This window comes from Bradyrhizobium sp. B097 (assembly GCF_038957035.1).
Lineage (GTDB): Bacteria > Pseudomonadota > Alphaproteobacteria > Rhizobiales > Xanthobacteraceae > Bradyrhizobium.
The window spans coordinates 3,366,735-3,383,208 of the sequence record NZ_CP152412.1 but is presented as its reverse complement, the minus strand read 5'-3'; the positions used below and the strand labels follow the sequence as shown (position 1 = coordinate 3,383,208).

21 protein-coding genes are annotated in these 16,474 nt (G+C 64.7%); 9 read left to right on the top strand and 12 right to left on the bottom strand.

Annotated elements, in window-relative coordinates:
- Positions 1-86 precede the first annotated feature (86 nt).
- Together AAFG07_RS15630 and AAFG07_RS15625 are read right to left on the bottom strand one after the other, a co-directional pair.
- Complete coding sequence (locus tag AAFG07_RS15630; RefSeq protein ID WP_342728054.1) at positions 87-518, bottom strand: SRPBCC domain-containing protein; 432 nt, start codon at positions 516-518, stop codon at positions 87-89.
- Complete coding sequence (locus AAFG07_RS15625) at positions 515-838, bottom strand: metalloregulator ArsR/SmtB family transcription factor (RefSeq protein ID WP_050403489.1); 324 nt, start codon at positions 836-838, stop codon at positions 515-517. The genes AAFG07_RS15630 and AAFG07_RS15625 overlap by 4 nt, the downstream gene beginning before the upstream one ends.
- Before the next feature lie 546 nt (positions 839-1,384).
- On the opposite strand from AAFG07_RS15625, the gene AAFG07_RS15620 reads away from it, so the two are divergent.
- Positions 1,385-2,137 (top strand): carbonic anhydrase, encoded by a 753-nt coding sequence (locus AAFG07_RS15620; RefSeq protein ID WP_342728053.1) that lies wholly within the window; start codon positions 1,385-1,387, stop codon positions 2,135-2,137.
- A gap of 96 nt (positions 2,138-2,233) precedes the next feature.
- Positions 2,234-2,590 (top strand): ClpXP protease specificity-enhancing factor SspB, encoded by a 357-nt coding sequence (locus tag AAFG07_RS15615; RefSeq protein ID WP_342728052.1) that lies wholly within the window; start codon positions 2,234-2,236, stop codon positions 2,588-2,590.
- A gap of 267 nt (positions 2,591-2,857) precedes the next feature.
- Here the strand turns inward: AAFG07_RS15615 and AAFG07_RS15610 are convergent, their stop codons facing one another.
- Positions 2,858-3,643 carry a fumarylacetoacetate hydrolase family protein gene (locus tag AAFG07_RS15610; RefSeq protein ID WP_342728051.1) on the bottom strand — a complete coding sequence of 262 codons (786 nt, stop codon included), beginning with the start codon at positions 3,641-3,643 and terminating at the stop codon, positions 2,858-2,860.
- A 108-nt stretch (positions 3,644-3,751) separates the two neighbouring features.
- A complete protein-coding gene (locus AAFG07_RS15605) occupies positions 3,752-4,780 on the bottom strand; it encodes an aldehyde reductase (RefSeq protein WP_342728050.1) in 1,029 nt (342 codons plus the stop codon).
- Positions 4,781-4,897: 117 nt separating this feature from the next.
- Between AAFG07_RS15605 and AAFG07_RS15600 the strand changes: the two genes are divergently transcribed.
- Positions 4,898-5,308 (top strand): helix-turn-helix domain-containing protein, encoded by a 411-nt coding sequence (locus tag AAFG07_RS15600; RefSeq protein ID WP_342728049.1) that lies wholly within the window; start codon positions 4,898-4,900, stop codon positions 5,306-5,308.
- Between the two features lie 183 nt (positions 5,309-5,491).
- On the opposite strand, the gene AAFG07_RS15595 is transcribed toward AAFG07_RS15600, so the two are convergent.
- The 3 genes from AAFG07_RS15595 to AAFG07_RS15585 form a co-directional block, all read right to left on the bottom strand.
- Positions 5,492-6,298, bottom strand: coding sequence for a phytanoyl-CoA dioxygenase (locus AAFG07_RS15595; protein ID WP_342728048.1), 807 nt, complete (start codon positions 6,296-6,298; stop codon positions 5,492-5,494).
- A gap of 256 nt (positions 6,299-6,554) precedes the next feature.
- A complete protein-coding gene (gene dksA / locus AAFG07_RS15590) occupies positions 6,555-6,920 on the bottom strand; it encodes an RNA polymerase-binding protein DksA (protein WP_021077973.1) in 366 nt (121 codons plus the stop codon).
- 222 nt (positions 6,921-7,142) lie between these two features.
- Positions 7,143-7,754 (bottom strand): NAD(P)-dependent oxidoreductase, encoded by a 612-nt coding sequence (locus tag AAFG07_RS15585; RefSeq protein WP_342728047.1) that lies wholly within the window; start codon positions 7,752-7,754, stop codon positions 7,143-7,145.
- Between the two features lie 102 nt (positions 7,755-7,856).
- Here AAFG07_RS15585 and AAFG07_RS15580 point away from each other — a divergent pair, with 102 nt between their 5' ends.
- Positions 7,857-8,243, top strand: coding sequence for a helix-turn-helix domain-containing protein (locus AAFG07_RS15580; RefSeq protein ID WP_029085377.1), 387 nt, complete (start codon positions 7,857-7,859; stop codon positions 8,241-8,243).
- 36 nt (positions 8,244-8,279) lie between these two features.
- On the opposite strand, the gene AAFG07_RS15575 is transcribed toward AAFG07_RS15580, so the two are convergent.
- Positions 8,280-8,693: a flagellar assembly protein FliX gene (locus tag AAFG07_RS15575; protein WP_212310064.1), complete on the bottom strand. Its 414-nt coding sequence runs from the start codon at positions 8,691-8,693 to the stop codon at positions 8,280-8,282.
- A 265-nt stretch (positions 8,694-8,958) separates the two neighbouring features.
- On the opposite strand from AAFG07_RS15575, the gene AAFG07_RS15570 reads away from it, so the two are divergent.
- From AAFG07_RS15570 to AAFG07_RS15555, 4 genes are all read left to right on the top strand, one after another.
- Positions 8,959-10,083, top strand: a complete 1,125-nt coding sequence (locus tag AAFG07_RS15570) for a flagellar basal body P-ring protein FlgI (RefSeq protein WP_342728046.1) — start codon at positions 8,959-8,961, stop codon at positions 10,081-10,083.
- A gap of 32 nt (positions 10,084-10,115) precedes the next feature.
- A complete protein-coding gene (flgJ, locus tag AAFG07_RS15565) occupies positions 10,116-10,439 on the top strand; it encodes a flagellar assembly peptidoglycan hydrolase FlgJ (RefSeq protein ID WP_249131788.1) in 324 nt (107 codons plus the stop codon).
- A gap of 23 nt (positions 10,440-10,462) precedes the next feature.
- Positions 10,463-10,960 carry a hypothetical protein gene (locus tag AAFG07_RS15560; protein WP_176530215.1) on the top strand — a complete coding sequence of 166 codons (498 nt, stop codon included), beginning with the start codon at positions 10,463-10,465 and terminating at the stop codon, positions 10,958-10,960.
- A 160-nt stretch (positions 10,961-11,120) separates the two neighbouring features.
- Positions 11,121-11,507: a hypothetical protein gene (locus AAFG07_RS15555; RefSeq protein ID WP_342728045.1), complete on the top strand. Its 387-nt coding sequence runs from the start codon at positions 11,121-11,123 to the stop codon at positions 11,505-11,507.
- 18 nt (positions 11,508-11,525) lie between these two features.
- On the opposite strand, the gene AAFG07_RS15550 is transcribed toward AAFG07_RS15555, so the two are convergent.
- The 3 genes from AAFG07_RS15550 to AAFG07_RS15540 all read right to left on the bottom strand — a co-directional run bounded on the left by AAFG07_RS15550 (position 11,526) and on the right by AAFG07_RS15540 (position 13,658).
- Positions 11,526-11,888, bottom strand: a complete 363-nt coding sequence (locus AAFG07_RS15550; RefSeq protein WP_298377117.1) for a hypothetical protein — start codon at positions 11,886-11,888, stop codon at positions 11,526-11,528.
- Positions 11,889-11,916: 28 nt separating this feature from the next.
- Positions 11,917-12,282 carry a flagellar biosynthesis regulator FlaF gene (gene flaF, locus AAFG07_RS15545; RefSeq protein WP_342728044.1) on the bottom strand — a complete coding sequence of 122 codons (366 nt, stop codon included), beginning with the start codon at positions 12,280-12,282 and terminating at the stop codon, positions 11,917-11,919.
- Between the two features lie 206 nt (positions 12,283-12,488).
- Positions 12,489-13,658, bottom strand: a complete 1,170-nt coding sequence (locus AAFG07_RS15540) for a flagellin (RefSeq protein WP_342728043.1) — start codon at positions 13,656-13,658, stop codon at positions 12,489-12,491.
- 369 nt (positions 13,659-14,027) lie between these two features.
- On the opposite strand from AAFG07_RS15540, the gene flbT reads away from it, so the two are divergent.
- Complete coding sequence (gene flbT, locus AAFG07_RS15535; RefSeq protein ID WP_212310072.1) at positions 14,028-14,459, top strand: flagellar biosynthesis repressor FlbT; 432 nt, start codon at positions 14,028-14,030, stop codon at positions 14,457-14,459.
- A 133-nt stretch (positions 14,460-14,592) separates the two neighbouring features.
- Here the strand turns inward: flbT and AAFG07_RS15530 are convergent, their stop codons facing one another.
- Positions 14,593-16,473, bottom strand: coding sequence for a flagellar protein (locus AAFG07_RS15530; RefSeq protein ID WP_342728042.1), 1,881 nt, complete (start codon positions 16,471-16,473; stop codon positions 14,593-14,595).
- Position 16,474: the final 1 nt, after the last annotated feature.

Genomic DNA, 16,474 nt, shown 5'->3' with positions numbered 1-16,474 from the left:
GCGCTGCACGCTGGATTGCTTCGCGGAGCCTGTCATCGGGCGGCGCTACGCGCCGCCCCGTTGGCTCGCAATGGCGAGAGAGACGATCAGCCTTCGCGCACCAGCAGCTGATCGAGATTCTCCAGGAACTGCTTCCACCCGGCATGGGCGCCACCATAGGCCTGCTTCTGATGCGGCTGGAAGCCGGACTGCTCGACGCGCAGATGGGTGCCCTTCGCCGTCGGCGTCAGCGTGAAGACCACCACGCTCTCGAGATTGTAGGCGGCATCCGCATGCGCGAAATTCCAAGTGTAGGACAGCGTCTTGTGCGGCTCCACAGTGAGCACCTTGCAGTCCAGCACGCCGCCCCACTCGCCGCGCAGATTGAAGCTGTGCCCGACCTCGGGCTTGAAGTCGTTCTTCATCAGCCACTCCTCCATCAGATGCGGTTGCGTCAGCGCGCGCCAGAGCTTTTCCGGCGGATGGGGAAATTCGCGCTCCACGATGGCGGAGCGCGTCTCACGGGTGGTCTTGTTCATTGGTCCATCCTTTTGAGAAGATCTTCGAGGTGGTCGAACCGGTTCTGCCAGAAGCCCGCCATCTGGCTGGTCCAGTCGATCAACGGCGCCAGTGCGCCGAGTTGCGCGCTGTAATGCGTCTGCCTTCCTTCATGGCGATCGCGCACCAGCCCGGCCTGCTTCAGCACGCCGAGATGCTTTGACACTGCCGGCTGCGAGATCTTTGCCCGCGCGGTCAGCGCACCGACGGTCTGCTCGCCCTCGCGGCACAGGCGCTCGAAGATCGCCCGGCGGGTCGGGTCTGCGAGGGTTCGAAACAGCACGTCGTGAGCGTCCGGCATTTTGCGATCAATAACCCGTTGGCTATGGATTTACGTATAACTGACGAGCTATGGATTGGTCAAGCGGGAAGTTGAGACAATCTACCGGCGTCTTGGCTGCCCCTATTCTCAGCTGGTTTGGCGGAGATCGGCCGCGCCCACGCACTCATAACTGACTGGCTATCTCCAGGCCGCTGAGTTGCCCGTCGGGCGACTCAGCAAAACCTGTCAATATCAGCATAAGAAAATATTCCGCCTGGCGCCCAACTCATCGCGGGCATGCGGATGTTGGCTCACAGACCGTTCAACATGCTTGGCGTCGTCCCTGCGAAAGCAGGGACCCATAACCACGAATGGTTATTGCTGCGCGACGGCGGAACGATGAGTCCCGCTCACAACAAAGGCCGCGGAGTATGGGTCCCTGCTCCCGTGCGCAATTGCGCACTAGGCAGGGACGATTGTTGTGGACGTGGCGGTCGCAAGCGTACGAATTCGCCTCGTTGCGAAGGCACTGCGCATGACCTACACATATCGCGCGGACGCGGTCCTTGTTCACGGAGAACCTTGATGTGCCAGCTCTGCGAAATCACGCCTCCCAGCCGAACCTCCCGACGCGTCTTCCTCGCTGGCGCGGCGTGCGCCGCGGCCAGCCTCGCTTTTGCGCCGGCTGTGACAGCCAAAGAGACAAAGCGGCCGCCGAAGCCGCAGAACGTGCTGCCGCCGGACGCCGCGCTCGACCGGCTGGTGAAGGGCAACCTCCGTTATGTCGAGGGCGTTTCGCGGCGGCATGATTTCAAGCACGAGCGCGAGGCGCTGTCCGGCGGACAGAACCCGTTCGCCGGCATCCTGAGTTGCGCGGACTCCCGCATCGCACCGGAATACGCCTTCGACACCGGCCGCGGCGATCTGTTCGTCTGCCGCGTCGCCGGCAATTTCGCCAGCGACGAGATGATCGCAAGCCTCGAGTATGCGCAGTCCGTGCTCGGCGTGCCGCTGTTCATGGTGCTCGGTCATGACAGCTGCGGGGCGGTCGACGCCGCGATCAAGTCGCTGAAGGACAACACCACCCTGCCCGGCCATCTGCCCTCGCTGGTCACCGCGATCGCGCCTGCGGTGAAGGCGACCGAGGGCAAGCCGGGCGACCGGCTCGCGAACGCCATCAGGCAAAACGTCATCGACAACGTCGCGAAGCTCAAGTCGGCGACGCCGATCCTTAGCGCCGCGGTCGATCAGGGCAAGCTCCGGATCGTCGGCGCGGTCTACCGGCTGACCGACGGCAAGGTCGAGCTGGTCACGGACGTCAAGCGACCGGCGACTTGAACCTCGGCGCCACCTGCGACCACTGAAGCCAAGAACGACATCGCGTGAGCGACATGGAGAAGGCGGATGTGGCGCCGGCGCGGATGGATTGCTGGAGTGCTGCTGCTCGTGGCCCCTTTGCCGGCGCGCGCCGGCGTCGAACCTTGCAATTCGGCGCAGAAGCGGATCGAAATGACCGCGTTGCTGCGCCATGCCGCGGAGGACCGGCCGGTCAACATCACCTTCGCAACCCGGGCCGACGGCGTGAAGCTGCCCGCCGCCGTGATCGAGCAATATCCCGAGGAGATCACGATCATCCTGCAGCACGAATTCGATCGTCTCGCGGTGCGGGATGACGGCTTCGAGGTCGGCGTCTGGTTCAATCGCAAATATGCGAGGCTGACCGTGCCGTTCGACGCGATCAGGAGCCTGTGGGACGGCAAGGTTCTGATGTGCACGAACGATCAACTGTAGGAAACCGTGACCTTCAAGCTGGAGGAGGATGAAAAGTCAGGTGACCGTCGCTTACGTGCGCACTCGTCGCTTACGTGCACACTCAGTGTCGTCCCTGCGAAAGCAGGGACCCATAACCACGAATGCTAATTGTTGCGCGTCGGCGGAATGACGAGCCCTGTTCACAACAGCGGCCGCGGAGTATGGGTCCCTGCTCCCGTGCGCAATCGCGCACTAGGCAGGGACGACATCCTCATGTGGAGACAAGCTCGTCAACACAACGTCACCTCACGTGAACGTCGCTTCCACCTTGCCGAGCCCATCGAGCTCCATCACGACCGTGTCGCCGGCCTTCAGCCAGATCGTCTTGACCAGGCTGCCGGTCAGCACGATCTGGCCGGCATGCAGGCCACGGCCTTCGGCGGCGAGATGATTGGCGAGCCAGGCGAGCGCGTTGTGCGGATGGCCGAGCACGTCGGCGCCGGTGCCGCGCCCCTCCTCCTTGCCGTTGACGAGCGCGCGTCCGGTGACCTTGCGCAGATCGGGCACGGTGATGCGTGGCACGGCCTCGCCGAGCACGCAGCCGGCGGCGAAGAAGTCGTCGGCGATCAGCGTCGGCGCGCCGAGCGTCTCCCATTTGACGTAGCGGTCGTCGACGATCTCGATCGCCGGATGGTAGGCCTCGATCGCCTCCGCGACCCATTCGGCGGTGAACGGCCCTTCGCCGGGCGCGAGACTGCGCGATAGCCTCACCGCGATCTCGCATTCGACGCCGACATGGACGAAGTCGGCCGCCGGCAGCTGCACGCCGCTGTCATGCACGACCTTCTCGAACACGCCACCGCCGCAAGGGTGCGGGATGTTGATGTACTCCTGCATCACGGCGCTGGTGCAGCCGATCTTGTAGCCGACCAGGCTGCCGACCTGTGGCTGCAGCAGATCGTGCAGCGCGTACTGCACGCGATAGCCTTCGGCCTCGTCGAGCGGCACGATGTCTTTGGCGAGCGCCTTGAGCGGCGCGCGGCTGCGGCGCGCGCTGGCAATCGCCTTTGCGGCCGCGAGGACCCGATCCATCTGCGCAGCCTCCCTGATGTTCTCGGCGGCGCGGTGGCGCCGCCGTCTGCTCACAGCAATTCAGCACTCGCCGACGCGTCTGGCAAGCACGCCGGACGGAAGCGGCCGTCAGGCCTTGACCAGGCCGAGCCTGATCAGGCTCTCGGCGGTCGCGACAATCATCTCCTCATTGCCGCGCGGACGCCAGCCGAGCAGGTTCTGCGCCTTGGCGCTGGTCGAGCGGCGCACCTTGCCGAGCAGCGGCAGGGTGGCGCGGGCCAAAGGGTTGCGCCGCGCGGCGAGCCGGATCATCCAGTCCGGCGCCTGGAACCGGGGCACCCGCCGCGCCTTGCTTCCGAGTTTCCTGCGCAGCAGCCGGGCCACCTGCAGGATCGATATGGTCTCGCCGGCGACCGCGAGGAACCGCTCGCCCCCGGCCTTGGGCGAGGTCATGGCGCGCAGATGCAGGTCGGCGACATCGCGCACGTCGACGAGGCCGAAATGGATCCGAGGCACCGCCGGCATCGCGCCGTCGAGCAGCGCCTTGATGATGCCGATCGACTCGGAGAAATCAGGCCCGAGCGCGGGGCCGAACACCGCGGTCGGATTGACCACGGCGAGCTCGAGGCCGTTGCCTTCGCGCGCGACGAAATCCCAGGCGGCGCGCTCGGCCAGCGTCTTGGATTTCGGATAGGCCTGCACGTCGGGGCCATCGAGGTTGGACCAGGTGGTCTCATCGAACGGCTTGGCTTGCGGCGGGTGGCCATAGCCGATCGCCGCAAACGACGACGTCACGACGACGCGCTTGACCCCGGCGTCGCGCGCCGCGCGCAACACCCGCAGCGTGCCTTCGCGCGCCGGAACGATCAGCTCGTTCTCGTCCTCCGGCACATGCGCGCCGAGCGGCGATGCGACATGCAGCACGTAATCGCACCCCGTGACCGCCTCGCGCCAGCCGGCATCGCGCGTGAGGTCGGCGGTGGCAAAGCCGACCTGGTCGGCCGCAAGCGCGCCACCTTCGCGCAGCATCGCGATCACGTCCTTGCTGCGATCCGGATTGCGTAGCGTGGTTCGCACCGTATGCCCGTCGGCAAGCAGCTGCAGAATTGTATGCACGCCGATGAAACCGGATCCGCCCGTGACCAAAACCGTGCTCATGTCGCTGCCCTCTTCATGGTTCAGCAGGTGGGGCACACATTGCACCGCCCACCCTGCACAGGCCGCATCTGGTCACTATCTGATGGTCAGACAAGTAGAATGAAATTCGAGACCGGTATGGAAAACAATACCAGCGAACTGTGTGACGGCGGTGAATGCGAGAGCTGCCCGACCGACCCCAATCTGCTGATCGAGTTCAAGCGCGCGATCCACGCGCTCGGCGGCAAATGGAAGCTCGAGATCCTGTTCACGCTGATGAACGGCGGCGTGCGGTTCGGCGCGCTGCGCCGCGCGCTGGTGCCGATCACCCAGCATATGCTGACCGCGCAACTGCGCGAGCTCGAGCGCGACGGGCTGGTGTCGCGCAAGGTGCTCGCCGAAAAGCCGTTGCAGGTCGAATACGAGCTGACGGATTCCGCCTGGGGCCTCACGCCGGCCTTCCGCGAATTGCTGGCGTGGTCGAAGACCTACGGCCCGCGCCGCCACGCGGAGGTTAGCGAGACGACAGTCGGGGCGGCGATCAGCTGAATGACGTCGAGCTGCGACGGCATCGGGACTGGGCCCCCTCTCCCGCTTGCGGGGGAGGGTTGGGGTGGGGGTTTCTCCACGAGTCGCATCGTGGTGAGAGCCCCCACCTGGATCGCATCTAACGATGCGATCCGACCTCCCCCGCTAGCGGGAGAGGTGGACCGAGTTTGCGGAACGACAGCGTCAACCCATGCCAAGCGCGCGCCGGATCGCGATTTCGACCGGCGAGTAGGCGCCGTCGTCACGATCGAGCCGGTACGGCTCGGCGGGACTGAGCGAGGGCTGCGCCATGAAGCGCGGCCTCGTTCCCCGGTGCTTCTGCGCGGCATGCACCAGGAATGGATGGCACAGATAGACCGTGCCCGCCTCGCCGGTTGCCAGTGCGAGCTCGCAATCGGCGCCCATTTGCGCGAGGTTCATGCGCCCGCGTCCGGCCTCGCCGGCCGGCGCGAGGTAACGCGCCATCGGGACATGCGAGCCGACCCTGATCCGGGTCGGCGCGTCGTCGTCGCCGACATCGGAGAACAGGAACAACATCAGCAGCGCACGGCCGCGCGAGTTGACGTTCACCCGCCATGCCGAGAAGTCGCTCCGTTCGTGCGGGTCGCAATCGTCGCCGGGAAAGCTGACATCGACATGCCAGCCGGCGTCACCGGGATCGTCCGGATGCGGGAACCGCACCGGGAAGGTCCCGATGTTGTGGCGCGGAGACCAGCGGCCGGGGCCGGCGATCTGGTCGAACGCCCGATACAGCAGCGGCGAGTTGATCGCCTGCCGGAACGGCTCCTCGCCATAGCCGGGCAGCCGCACCACGGGGCGCGTCCAGGTCGAAGGATCATGCTCGCTGCACGGCAGGTCGCGCCACATGATGGCACGTCCCGCATCGGCGAGTTCGCGGGGAAAGGCGTTGTCGATCCGGACAAAGCCCTGTTCGATGAATTGCTCGATTTGCGCGTCGCTGAGCGCACGCGTGTCGTCTCGATCGGTCATGATTGTCTCTCAAATCGTCGCCAGCCGTCGACGCTCCGCAAGGCGCGCAGTTTGGCCGGCTCATTCGGTTCACTGGAATCCCGCGAGCCCAGGCTCGCGGGGACGATCAGCGCTTCCGCGTGGAAGCGTGTTTCCTGGCGGAAACGAGATCAGCCCAGGAAGAAAACCGATGCGATGTTGAGAGTACGTGTCATCATGGCGGCGCGAACGTACGACCGGTGCGCGCCGGAATCAATCTGTGGCGGTCCACCCGCCACTATTCGTCGCGATAGACCTTCTCGCGCTTCTCGTGGCGTTCCTGCGCCTCCACCGACAGCGTCGCGATCGGGCGGGCTTCGAGCCGCTTCAGCGAGATCGGGTCACCGGTCTCTTCGCAATAGCCGTAGGTGTTGTCTTCGATGCGCTGGAGCGCCGCGTCGATCTTGGAGATCAGCTTGCGCTGACGATCGCGGGCACGAAGTTCGATCGCGCGGTCGGTTTCCGAGGAAGCTCGGTCCGCGAGGTCGGGGTGATTGACGTTCTCTTCCTGCAACGTCTGCAGCGTGACCTTCGATTCGCGGAGGATCTCATCCTTCCAGGCCAGCAGCTTGGCGCGGAAATAGTCGCGCTGCCGCTCATTCATGAAAGGCTCTTTTTCAGTCGGCCGGTAGTTCTTCAGCTTTTCCAAAGGCAGCCATGTCCCTGTCAGGCGGAGGGAACAAGAGCCCTCCGCGCGGCGCCTTATATAGCCACGTCATGTGACAGACAATATCTGCCACCGCGAAAGGCGGCCTGCCCCCAAGGCCTTGCACAGGCAAACTTATCCGTGCTGCCCGGGGGCCGGCTTTTCCCCTCTCCCGGCCGGTCAGTAGCCGACTGTGAAGCGCTGGCGGATATGGGCCGGGCGCTCGATTTCGTCGGCGAGTGCAACTGCGAAGTCCTCGAACGAGATCGAGCTCTTCCCGTCCGCAGCGGTCAAAAGCTGGTCGGTCCCGAGCCGGAACTTGCCGGTCCGCTCGCCCGCCACGAACAGCGCCGAGGGCGACAAAAAGGTCCAGTTCAGGTCCTTTTCCTGGCGCAGCAGGTCGAGGAATTCGGCTCCCTTCGAGGCCTCGGCCTTGTACGGGGCCGGGAAGTTCGGCGTGGTCACCAGGCGGACGCCCGGGGCCACTTCGAGGCTGCCGGCGCCGCCGACCACGAGATAGCGGCCGACCCCGGACGCCTTGGCCGCCCCGATCAGCTTGGCCGGGTCGCTGACGGTGAAATGGACGGAACTGATCGCGGCATCGTGGCCGGCCCACAGTGCGGCCAGGGCGGCCTGGTCGTTCACATCCCCCTTCACGGCGGTGACACCAGGCAGGGCTGCGATCTTCTCCGGGTTGCGGGCGATGGCGGTGACGGCATGGCCGCGGCGAGCGAGTTCCGCGGTGAGGCGCGAGCCGGCCTGGCCGGACGCGCCGGCGATGGCGATCTTCATCAAAGTCTCCGATTGATAGTTTCCGATGGTGACTAGATAGCGAAATGGATGTAAGTGTGAAGAAGGCACTCCTGTCTCACCTGATTACGCCGGAGTAACCCGATGAAAGCCGCCAGCCTGAAGCCGGACGCCTATGCCGCCAATTGCCCGACGCGCCAGATCCTCGACCGGGTCGGCGACAAATGGGCGGTGCTGATCCTGCTGCTGCTGCGAAGCGAGCCGATGCGCTTCAACCAGCTTCGCCGCGCCATCGAAGGCATCTCGCAAAAGATGCTGTCGCAGGTGCTCAAAAGCCTGGAGCGCGACGGGCTGCTGCGCCGCCGTGCGATCGCAACCGTTCCGGTCACCGTGGAGTATTCGATCACGCCGCTCGGTTCGACGCTCGCCGAGGCGGTCGATCCGCTGCGCGATTGGGCCGAGCAGAATCTGAAGGAAGTGCTGGCCGCACAGCGCCGCTACGACACGCAGCGCAAAGCACTGGCGGCCTGAGGGCCGCCTGAGGCAAGTTAATTGATCGAGAGGAGCCTAGTACTGCCCGGCCTTGGCGAGCTCGACTTCGACGCGCAGCTCGATCTCGCCCAGCACGGCGTCGAGGCCTGGGTCACCGGAAGATTCCTTCAGGCTCGCCGCGGCATCGCGCAGCCGGTTCACGGTGGAGGAATCGAAATTGCCGGACAGCAGTCCGAGCTTGAGCGCGTCGAGCACGTCGAGTGCGCCCTTGCCGCGCGCTACCGAGCGCTTGCGGCGTTCGGTCGGGTCTTCGACGCCCTGCAGCGCGAGCAGCGCATCGAGGCTCGTGGCGGCCTTCGGCGCGGCCGTGGAGCGGACCTCCTCCTGCGCGCTCGTCGCATCCGGCAGCGAGAAGCCGCTCGACGAGGTGCGCCGTGTCGAGCTGGTCGACGTGCCAAGCGTGGTGCCGTTCGGTCCGTAGATGCGCATCGTCATGATCCCGCAGGCCTGAATGCCGCGAGCATCGCCGTTTTATGGTTAACGGTGCGTAAACGACCCGGCAATTTCTGCCGCCGCACGGCAGTTTCGCGCTCCCTGGCGAACCGGAACCGAATCGCGGCCAGACAATTTCGATAAATATATCAATACATTGCTCCAACGAAACGAAGTGGCACGCGGCTCGCATGGTTAATGGCGGATCGCCGTCATGGGAGTGTCGTGTGATCCGCGAGTTGCAGTTCGAGGGGAGCATTGGATGCCCGGCATCCGCATCGTAAGCATATTCGGGTTGGCCTGCGCCGCGCTGCTGGCGCTGGCGGCTTCGGTCATGCCGGCGGCCGCGACGTCGCGGATCAAGGATCTCGCCAACATCGAGGGCGTGCGCCAGAACCAGTTGATCGGCTACGGCCTCGTGGTCGGCCTCAACGGCACCGGCGACACGCTGAACAACATCCCCTTCACCAAGCAGTCGCTGCAGGCGATGCTCGAGCGCATGGGCGTCAACATCCGCGGCGCCACCATCCGCACCGGCAACGTCGCCGCCGTGATGGTCACCGGCAATCTGCCGGCATTCGGCACCCAGGGCACCCGGATGGACGTCACCGTCTCGGCGCTCGGCGATGCCAAGAACCTGCAAGGCGGCACCCTGCTCGTCACCCCCCTGCTCGGCGCCGACGGCAATGTCTACGCGGTGGCGCAGGGATCCGTAGCGGTCGCCGGCTTCGCGGCCGAAGGTGCCGCCGCCAGCGTCGTGCGCGGCGTGCCGACCGTCGGCCGGATTGCCAACGGCGCCATCATCGAGCGCGAAATCGAGTTCGCGCTCAACCGCCTGCCCAATGTGCGCCTGGCGCTGCGCAACGCCGACTTCACCACCGCCAAGCGCATCGCCGCCGCGGTCAACGACTATCTCGGCGTCAAGACCGCCGAGCCGATCGATCCTTCCACGGTGCAGCTCTCGATCCCGCCGGAGTTCAAGGGCAACGTCGTCGCCTTCCTGACCGAGATCGAGCAGTTGCAAGTCGATCCCGATCTGGTGGCAAAGATCGTGATCGACGAACGCTCCGGCGTCATCGTGATGGGCCGCGACGTCCGCGTCGCGACCGTCGCGGTGGCGCAGGGCAATCTCACCGTCTCGATCTCCGAGAGCCCGCAGGTCAGCCAGCCCAATCCGCTGTCGCGCGGCCGCACGGTCGTGACACCACGCACCAACGTCGGCGTCAGCGAGGACGGCAAGAAGTTCGCAGTGGTCAAGGACGGCGTCTCGCTGCAGCAGCTCGTCGACGGCCTCAACGGCCTCGGCATCGGACCGCGCGATCTCATCAGCATCCTGCAGGCGATCAAGGCCGCCGGCGCGATCGAAGCCGATATCGAGGTGATGTGATGGGAAGCCTGATCAACAGCACCACCGGCAGCATGCCGAACAAGGCGCTGATGCCGATGTTCAATGGTCGCCCCGATCCCGTGCTGCAGGACGCGATGAAGAAGGTCTCGCCGCAGCAACTCACCAAGGCGAAGGCGACCGCGACCGACTTCGAATCGATGTTCCTCAACACGATGTTCTCGCAGATGACGACCGGCCTGAAGGGTGAAGGCCCCTACGGCGACACGGTCGGCACCGGCGCGTGGCGCTCGATGCTGACCGACGAATACTCGAAGAATTTCGCCAAGGCCGGCGGCGTCGGCATTTCCAACGAAGTGTTCCGCTCGCTGATCCTGCAGCAGGCCAACAAGAGCTAATTCGGTTTTCAAGGAGCAGCGCGATGAATCAGCGTCCACAGCAGCATCGGCCAGCCGCCCCCGCGGCGCGGCCCGCGACGACGACGCCCCCCGATGTCGCACGTCTCGCCAACGAGCTGACCGAAGTGATGAGCGCGCTGCTCACCGTCGTCGAGCAGGAGACCGAGTTCGTCCGCGCCGGCAAGATCCGCGAGGCCATGCGGCTCGAGGCGCAGAAGTCGGAGCTGTCGCGGCGCTACATGCTCGCGGTGGAGCACCTCAAATCGATGCAGAAGATGCTGTCGCAGACCGACCCCGAACTGCTCGCAACGCTACGGCGTCATCACGAGACGTTCCGCGCGATGCTGCAGGTCAACCTGACGGTGCTTGCGACCGCACACGCGGTCTCCGAAGGCATCGTGCGCGGCGTCAATGCCGAGGTGCAGCGCCGCAACATCCCGAACACCTATACCGCGAACGGGCAGCGCGCCACGCCGGGCCCGCGCAACATGACGCCGATCGCCGTCAGCCGCACACTCTGACGCGCACGCCGACAATTTAGCTCAATTCGGCGCGCTCCCGGCAGCGCGGCATTCAGCGTGTTCCCTAACAGCCTGTTGAGAGGTTCCCCGTAGAGTTGCGGATCGTGAGGGGTTGGGATTTGACTCAAGCAAACTAGTGCCTGCGCACTACGAGGCTGCCATGAGTACAGATTTCAACATCAAGCCGGTGGGGGCACCGGTTGCAGCGCCGATGATCACTCCCGTGAGTGATACGGCGCAGAAGGCGGTGAAGACCGAATTGCCCACAAGCCAGAGCGTCACCGCTCCGGAGCCGAGCGTGCGCGTCACGATCGACCCCAACGCCGTCAATGCGTCGCTCTCAAATCAGGCGCCGTCGGTCACCGACCAGGTCATCATCGACCGCGACGCGCGCGCCGTGGTCTACCAGGTGGTCGACAATCGCACGAATCTGGTGGTGAGACAGTTTCCGGAAGAAGCCGTATTGCGCCGCCGCGCCTATTTCCACGCGCTCGATCTCAGCAAGGACGCGCCGACCCGGGCGCGCGCAACCGACCGCCGCGCATAACGCAAGCGGAGTGGACCCTCACTTCTGTGTGGCGTAGGCCTTGTCGAGATAGGTCGATCCGGTGGCCGGATCGGTGACGACATTGGCGATCAATGCCGTCCCCTGCTGCACCAGCGAAAACTTGGTATCGCCGACCCGGAACGAGCCGTCCTTGATCAGGACGTCCTGATACTTGCTGGTGGCATCGCTCTGATAATGGACCTTGGCGCGGAAGCCGTCGACGTTCGACACCGAGATGTTGAACGACTTGTTGTTGGCGTACTTGCCGCTCCAGCTGCCCTCATAGAGCTTCGGGTCGACGGCCACATAGGGCGTCTTTGACGGAACCGTCAGGCCGGCGGCCTTGTAGTTCGCGGACAGGATGCTCAACACGTCGGCCATGCCGAGGGCTCCGTCGTGAACCGGCCGATCAGCCGCGGCCCGAAAGGCCGGCGGCGATGTTGCAGTTGATGTCGATCAGCGACTTCAGCTTCGCGGGATCCGGATTCATCTGGATGTCGATGGTCTGCTTCATCACGAACACGCTGATGTTCGCGATGTTCTGACGCACCTCGAGCGGCTGCGGATTGTCGGCGCCCTCTGCCGCGCTGAGGAAGATCGACCACAGGCGGCGATTGAACAGCAACGCGTGATCGAGCGCCTTGTCGGGCCCATTCCAGTTCGCCTGGACTTCCTGCAGCTGCCGCGCGGCCTTCAACAGCGCCTGCGCTTCGATTTCACGTGGGGAGGCCGTCGTCGTTGACGTACGGGCGTAGGCCTGGGCTGCATTCGACATTAATGACCTCGATGGGATGCGGATTTCTCGGGCCGCGGAGACGCAATTCTAGCGCCCGATATTTATGCATCCGGCGCCTTTAAATATGGTTAGCAGGCGTTACGAAATGCGCCGTTCTGACGGCATGGAAAGATACCGTAATATCCCGGAGACAAAGAAAAACGGCGGGGTTTCCCCCGCCGCTCTTGAAGCACTTGTCGGCGTGTTTAGCGGAGCAGCTGCAGCACGCTCTGCTGCGACTGGTTGGCCAGCGCCAACGCGGAGACCGCAATCGACTGGCGGGTCGACAGCGCCTGGCTGTTGGCCGCTTCCTCGTTGGTGTCGGCCAGCGTCAGGTTGGACGAGCCGGTCTGCAGCACGTTGATCAGGTTCTTCGAGAAGTCCTGACGGATCTGCACGATCGACAGGTTCGAACCCAGCGTCGAAGCTTCGCTGCGCAACGAGGAGCTCGCCGAGCCCAGCGCCGTCAGCACCTTGTTCGCCGAGTTGTTGTCGAGGAAGTCGGTGCCCGCGGCCAGCGTGTTCAGGCCGAGGCCGGTGGCATTGAAGGTGACGCCGCTGATGGCCAGCGTGGACTTGCCGGTCTCGTTGAAGGTCAGCTTCAGGTTGTCGCCGTTCAACAGGTTGATGCCGTTGAACGAGGCGTCCTGCGCCGTCGTCGTGATCTGCGCGATGGTGTTGTTGTACTGCGTCACCAAAGCGGCGCGCGCCGACTGCGAGGCCGGATCGGCAACCGGAGCCGTGCCGGCTGCGCTGAACGTCGCAGTGCCGCCGCCGGTGTTGGTGAAGGTCACCGCACCGATCGTCGAGGACGCCGCGTCGTTGGTCGTGGTGATGACGAGCTTGTTGGAGCTGTCGAGGCTCGCCGTCAGGTTGCTGGCCGCGAGCGACGCATTCAGCTGCGTCAGCGAGCTGCTGGCCCCGAAGGTGAAGCTGAAGGCGGGCTGACCGGCCGAGGCCGCGATCGCCAGCACGTCGCCGCTCTTGATCGTGGTGCCGTCGACGAGGTTGGCTGCCGTGCCGCCGAGCGCCGCGGTGGACGTGACCTGCGACCTCGAGGTGTAGCCGGTCGGGCTCTGCAGCACCTGGTTGGCGATCGATTTCGCGGTATCGACCAGCTTCTGCAGCGAGGTGATGCCGGTGTTGGCAGCCTGCAGCACCTGCACACCATTGCCGATGCCATCGAGCAGGTTGTTGATGTCGCTGGCGCGGTTGTCGAGCGACTGTGCGGTGAAGAAGTTGGTCGGATTGTCGAGCGCCGTGTTGACCTTCTTGCCGGTGGCAAGACGGTTCTGCGTGGTGGAGAGCAGATCGGCGGTGGACTGGAGGGAGAGGAGGTTCTGACGAACGGAGGAGGAGAGAATGATACCGGACATTTTCATACCTTTCTGGTGTGAAACTGAGGAAAAAACCGCGCCAATCCTTTCTGATCGGGCGGATGGCCGATCCTGCCGGTCAAGCCTCGAAGGAAAAAGAAATCTCCAGCACGGCATTTAAGGCAAATGCCGAAGAATAAAATTGTCGCCATTGGGCGAAGTTCGCCGTGAAAACTACTGAGACGATTGCCGATTTCGGCTGAATGCCGCTACTCGCACGGCCCGGCTGTTCACCAAGCGTTAACCATCATGGGAAAGGATCGCTGTCGCATCGGCCCCGGGCCGCAACGGCGGCTGCTAAGCAGTGCCGTACTCAACTTCGTTCCGCTGCAACGATATCGCGCGAGTGCCCGGCAAAGGAGAACGGTCATGGCCCTGAAGGTCGAACTCAAACCGAACGAGCGCATCATCGTCGGCAATTGCGTGATCACCAACACTGATCAGCGCGCCCGCCTCTTGATCGACGGCGACCGCATCCCGATCCTGCGCGAGAAGGATATCCTGACGCCGGAGACCGCGGACACGCCGGCGAAGCTGATCTATCTCGCGGTGCAGCTGATGTATCTGTCGCCGGACCCGATGGCGCACCACCCGACCTATTTCAGCCTGGTGCGCGACATCATCACCGCGATGCCCAGCGCGTGGCCGTTCATCGAAAGCGTCAACAACCTGATCCTCAACGGCGATCTCTATCACGCGCTGAAGGAGTCCAAGAAGCTGATCGCGCATGAGGAGAAGCTGCTGGAAACCGCGCGCGGTCAGCGAAACGGCAATCAGGACGATACCCGCAAGAGCGCGTAGCGCTTCCTGCTTTGACGCGTTTCTTCACGCGAACCGGCATCCACTTCGCTTGAAAACGCTCTAACCCCCGCCCGTACGAAAAAGGCCTCCGCGAGGGAGGCCTTTTTGCTGGCTGGAGATGAAGGGCAAGCGATCAGGCGACCGGCAGATATTTCAACAGCGTGGTCTGATACAGCATCGATGTGGTCTGGTACGATGCCTGCAGGCTGGTCTGCAGCGCCAGGATCTTGGTCGCGACCTCGTCCTGGTTGACGCCCTCGACCGAGTCGAGCATCGTTTCCGCCATGGCCTTGAGCTGGGTCTGACGATCGGTGGCCGCCTTGGTCGCCGTCTGCGCGCCGGCGAACTCGGCCTGCACGTCCTGGATCTGCTGCTGGCCGTTCTGCGGCGCAAGATTCCCGCTGACGCGCTGCGCGAGCGCCGTCACCTGCGCGCTTGCGTTCGGATTGCTGGCGTTGGTGGTCACCGCCGCATACACCGCGACGTTCTGCAGCAGGTAGCGGAAGGCCTGCTCGTTGGCGCGCGCGCCATACTGCACGGTGATCGACTGATCGACCTGCGCGACGGCGGTGCCGCGCGCCGATCCCGGGCCGTTCTCGCCGGTGTACCAGTACACGGTGTTGTCCGGCGTGCCCGCGACCAGGTTGGTCGCGGTGTCGAACGGCGGTCCCCCTACCCTGAGCGGCGCCGGGGTCGCGGTCGTGTTGTTGGCGATGCCGAGCGCGCCGAGTGCGGCCGTGTTGGAGCTCGAGATCGAGAGGCTCGCGCCGTCTGCGCCGTGAAGCGTGATCGCGCCATTGCTGATGGTCGAGGCGTTCTTGGTGCCGCTGACCTGGTCGATCTTCGCCATCAGCGTCTGCACGCTGTCGGTGATGTTGAGCTGGTTGCCGGTGGCGCCCGAGGCAACGAAGGTGATCGGGGTGCCGTTGACCGTGATGGTGTCGCCGGCCGCGAAACTCGTGGACAGCGAGTTGGTACCCGCCGCCCCCGAGAGGGTCGTGGCGCCGCTGATCGGCGCCGGCGGCGTGTTCTGGTTGTTGACGGCGGCGCCCGCGACGGTCGCGACCGGATTGAAGAAGTTGTTGGACGCGGCGACCGCGGAGGCCGCCACCAGCGACGTGTCGCTCAGCGTCTTGATGGAGGAGGTCAGCGTCGATTGAAGATTGGCGGTCGTCGCCGTGGTGTCGGCACCGATCAGGAACGAGCCGGCCGGCGGCGGGTTCGTCGTCGTCGCCGTGAGCTCGATCGCGTCGGTGGTGCCGTCAGGCAGCGTGAAGTTGAACTTGATCTTGTCGCCATCCTTCGGATTGACGGCGCCGAGATCGACCGAGGCGGACTTCGGCGCGCCGGCCGGCTGGGTCACGGTGGCGCCGGTCAATGACGACTGCACCGACAGCAGCTTCAGGCCGAACGGCGAGCCGTCCTCGGCGACGCTGGTCACCGTCGTGGTCGCCGGCGGCGACGAGACGCTCAGGCGTCCCATCAAATTGGTGCCCTGATCGGCCTGCTTGCGCTCATTGATGAGCTGGGTGAGGCCGGCCTGGGTTGCCGTGCCCTTCAACATGGTGTCGGCGGACACCGTGGCGGGCGTATCCATCGCACGGCCGGAGAACAGATAGCGGTCGCCGGACTGGCTGTTCAGCATCGCGACCGCATTGGAGAACGCGGCCTGCGCCGTGATCTGGCCCGACGTCTGCCCGCTGTTGTTGAGCGTCAGCGTCGCGGTCGTCGCGGCGTTCTTCACCTGGCTCCCGACGTCGGACAACCCCTGCAAAGTGAGGTTGGCGACACCGAGGCGCGTGTTGAGGTTGGTCGCCGTGTCGGAGAACGCGTTGATGCCGCTGATCTGGGCGCGCAGGCTGAGCGCGAAGCCGCGATCGAGCCCCTGCCCCGCATAGGTCGTCGATACCTTGCCGGTCGCAAGCTGCGTCGTCAGGTCATTGAGCTGACTGCGCAGGTTGAGGATCGTGGTGCCGATGTAGGAAGTTCTGCCGCTTACGCCGTCGATCGACATG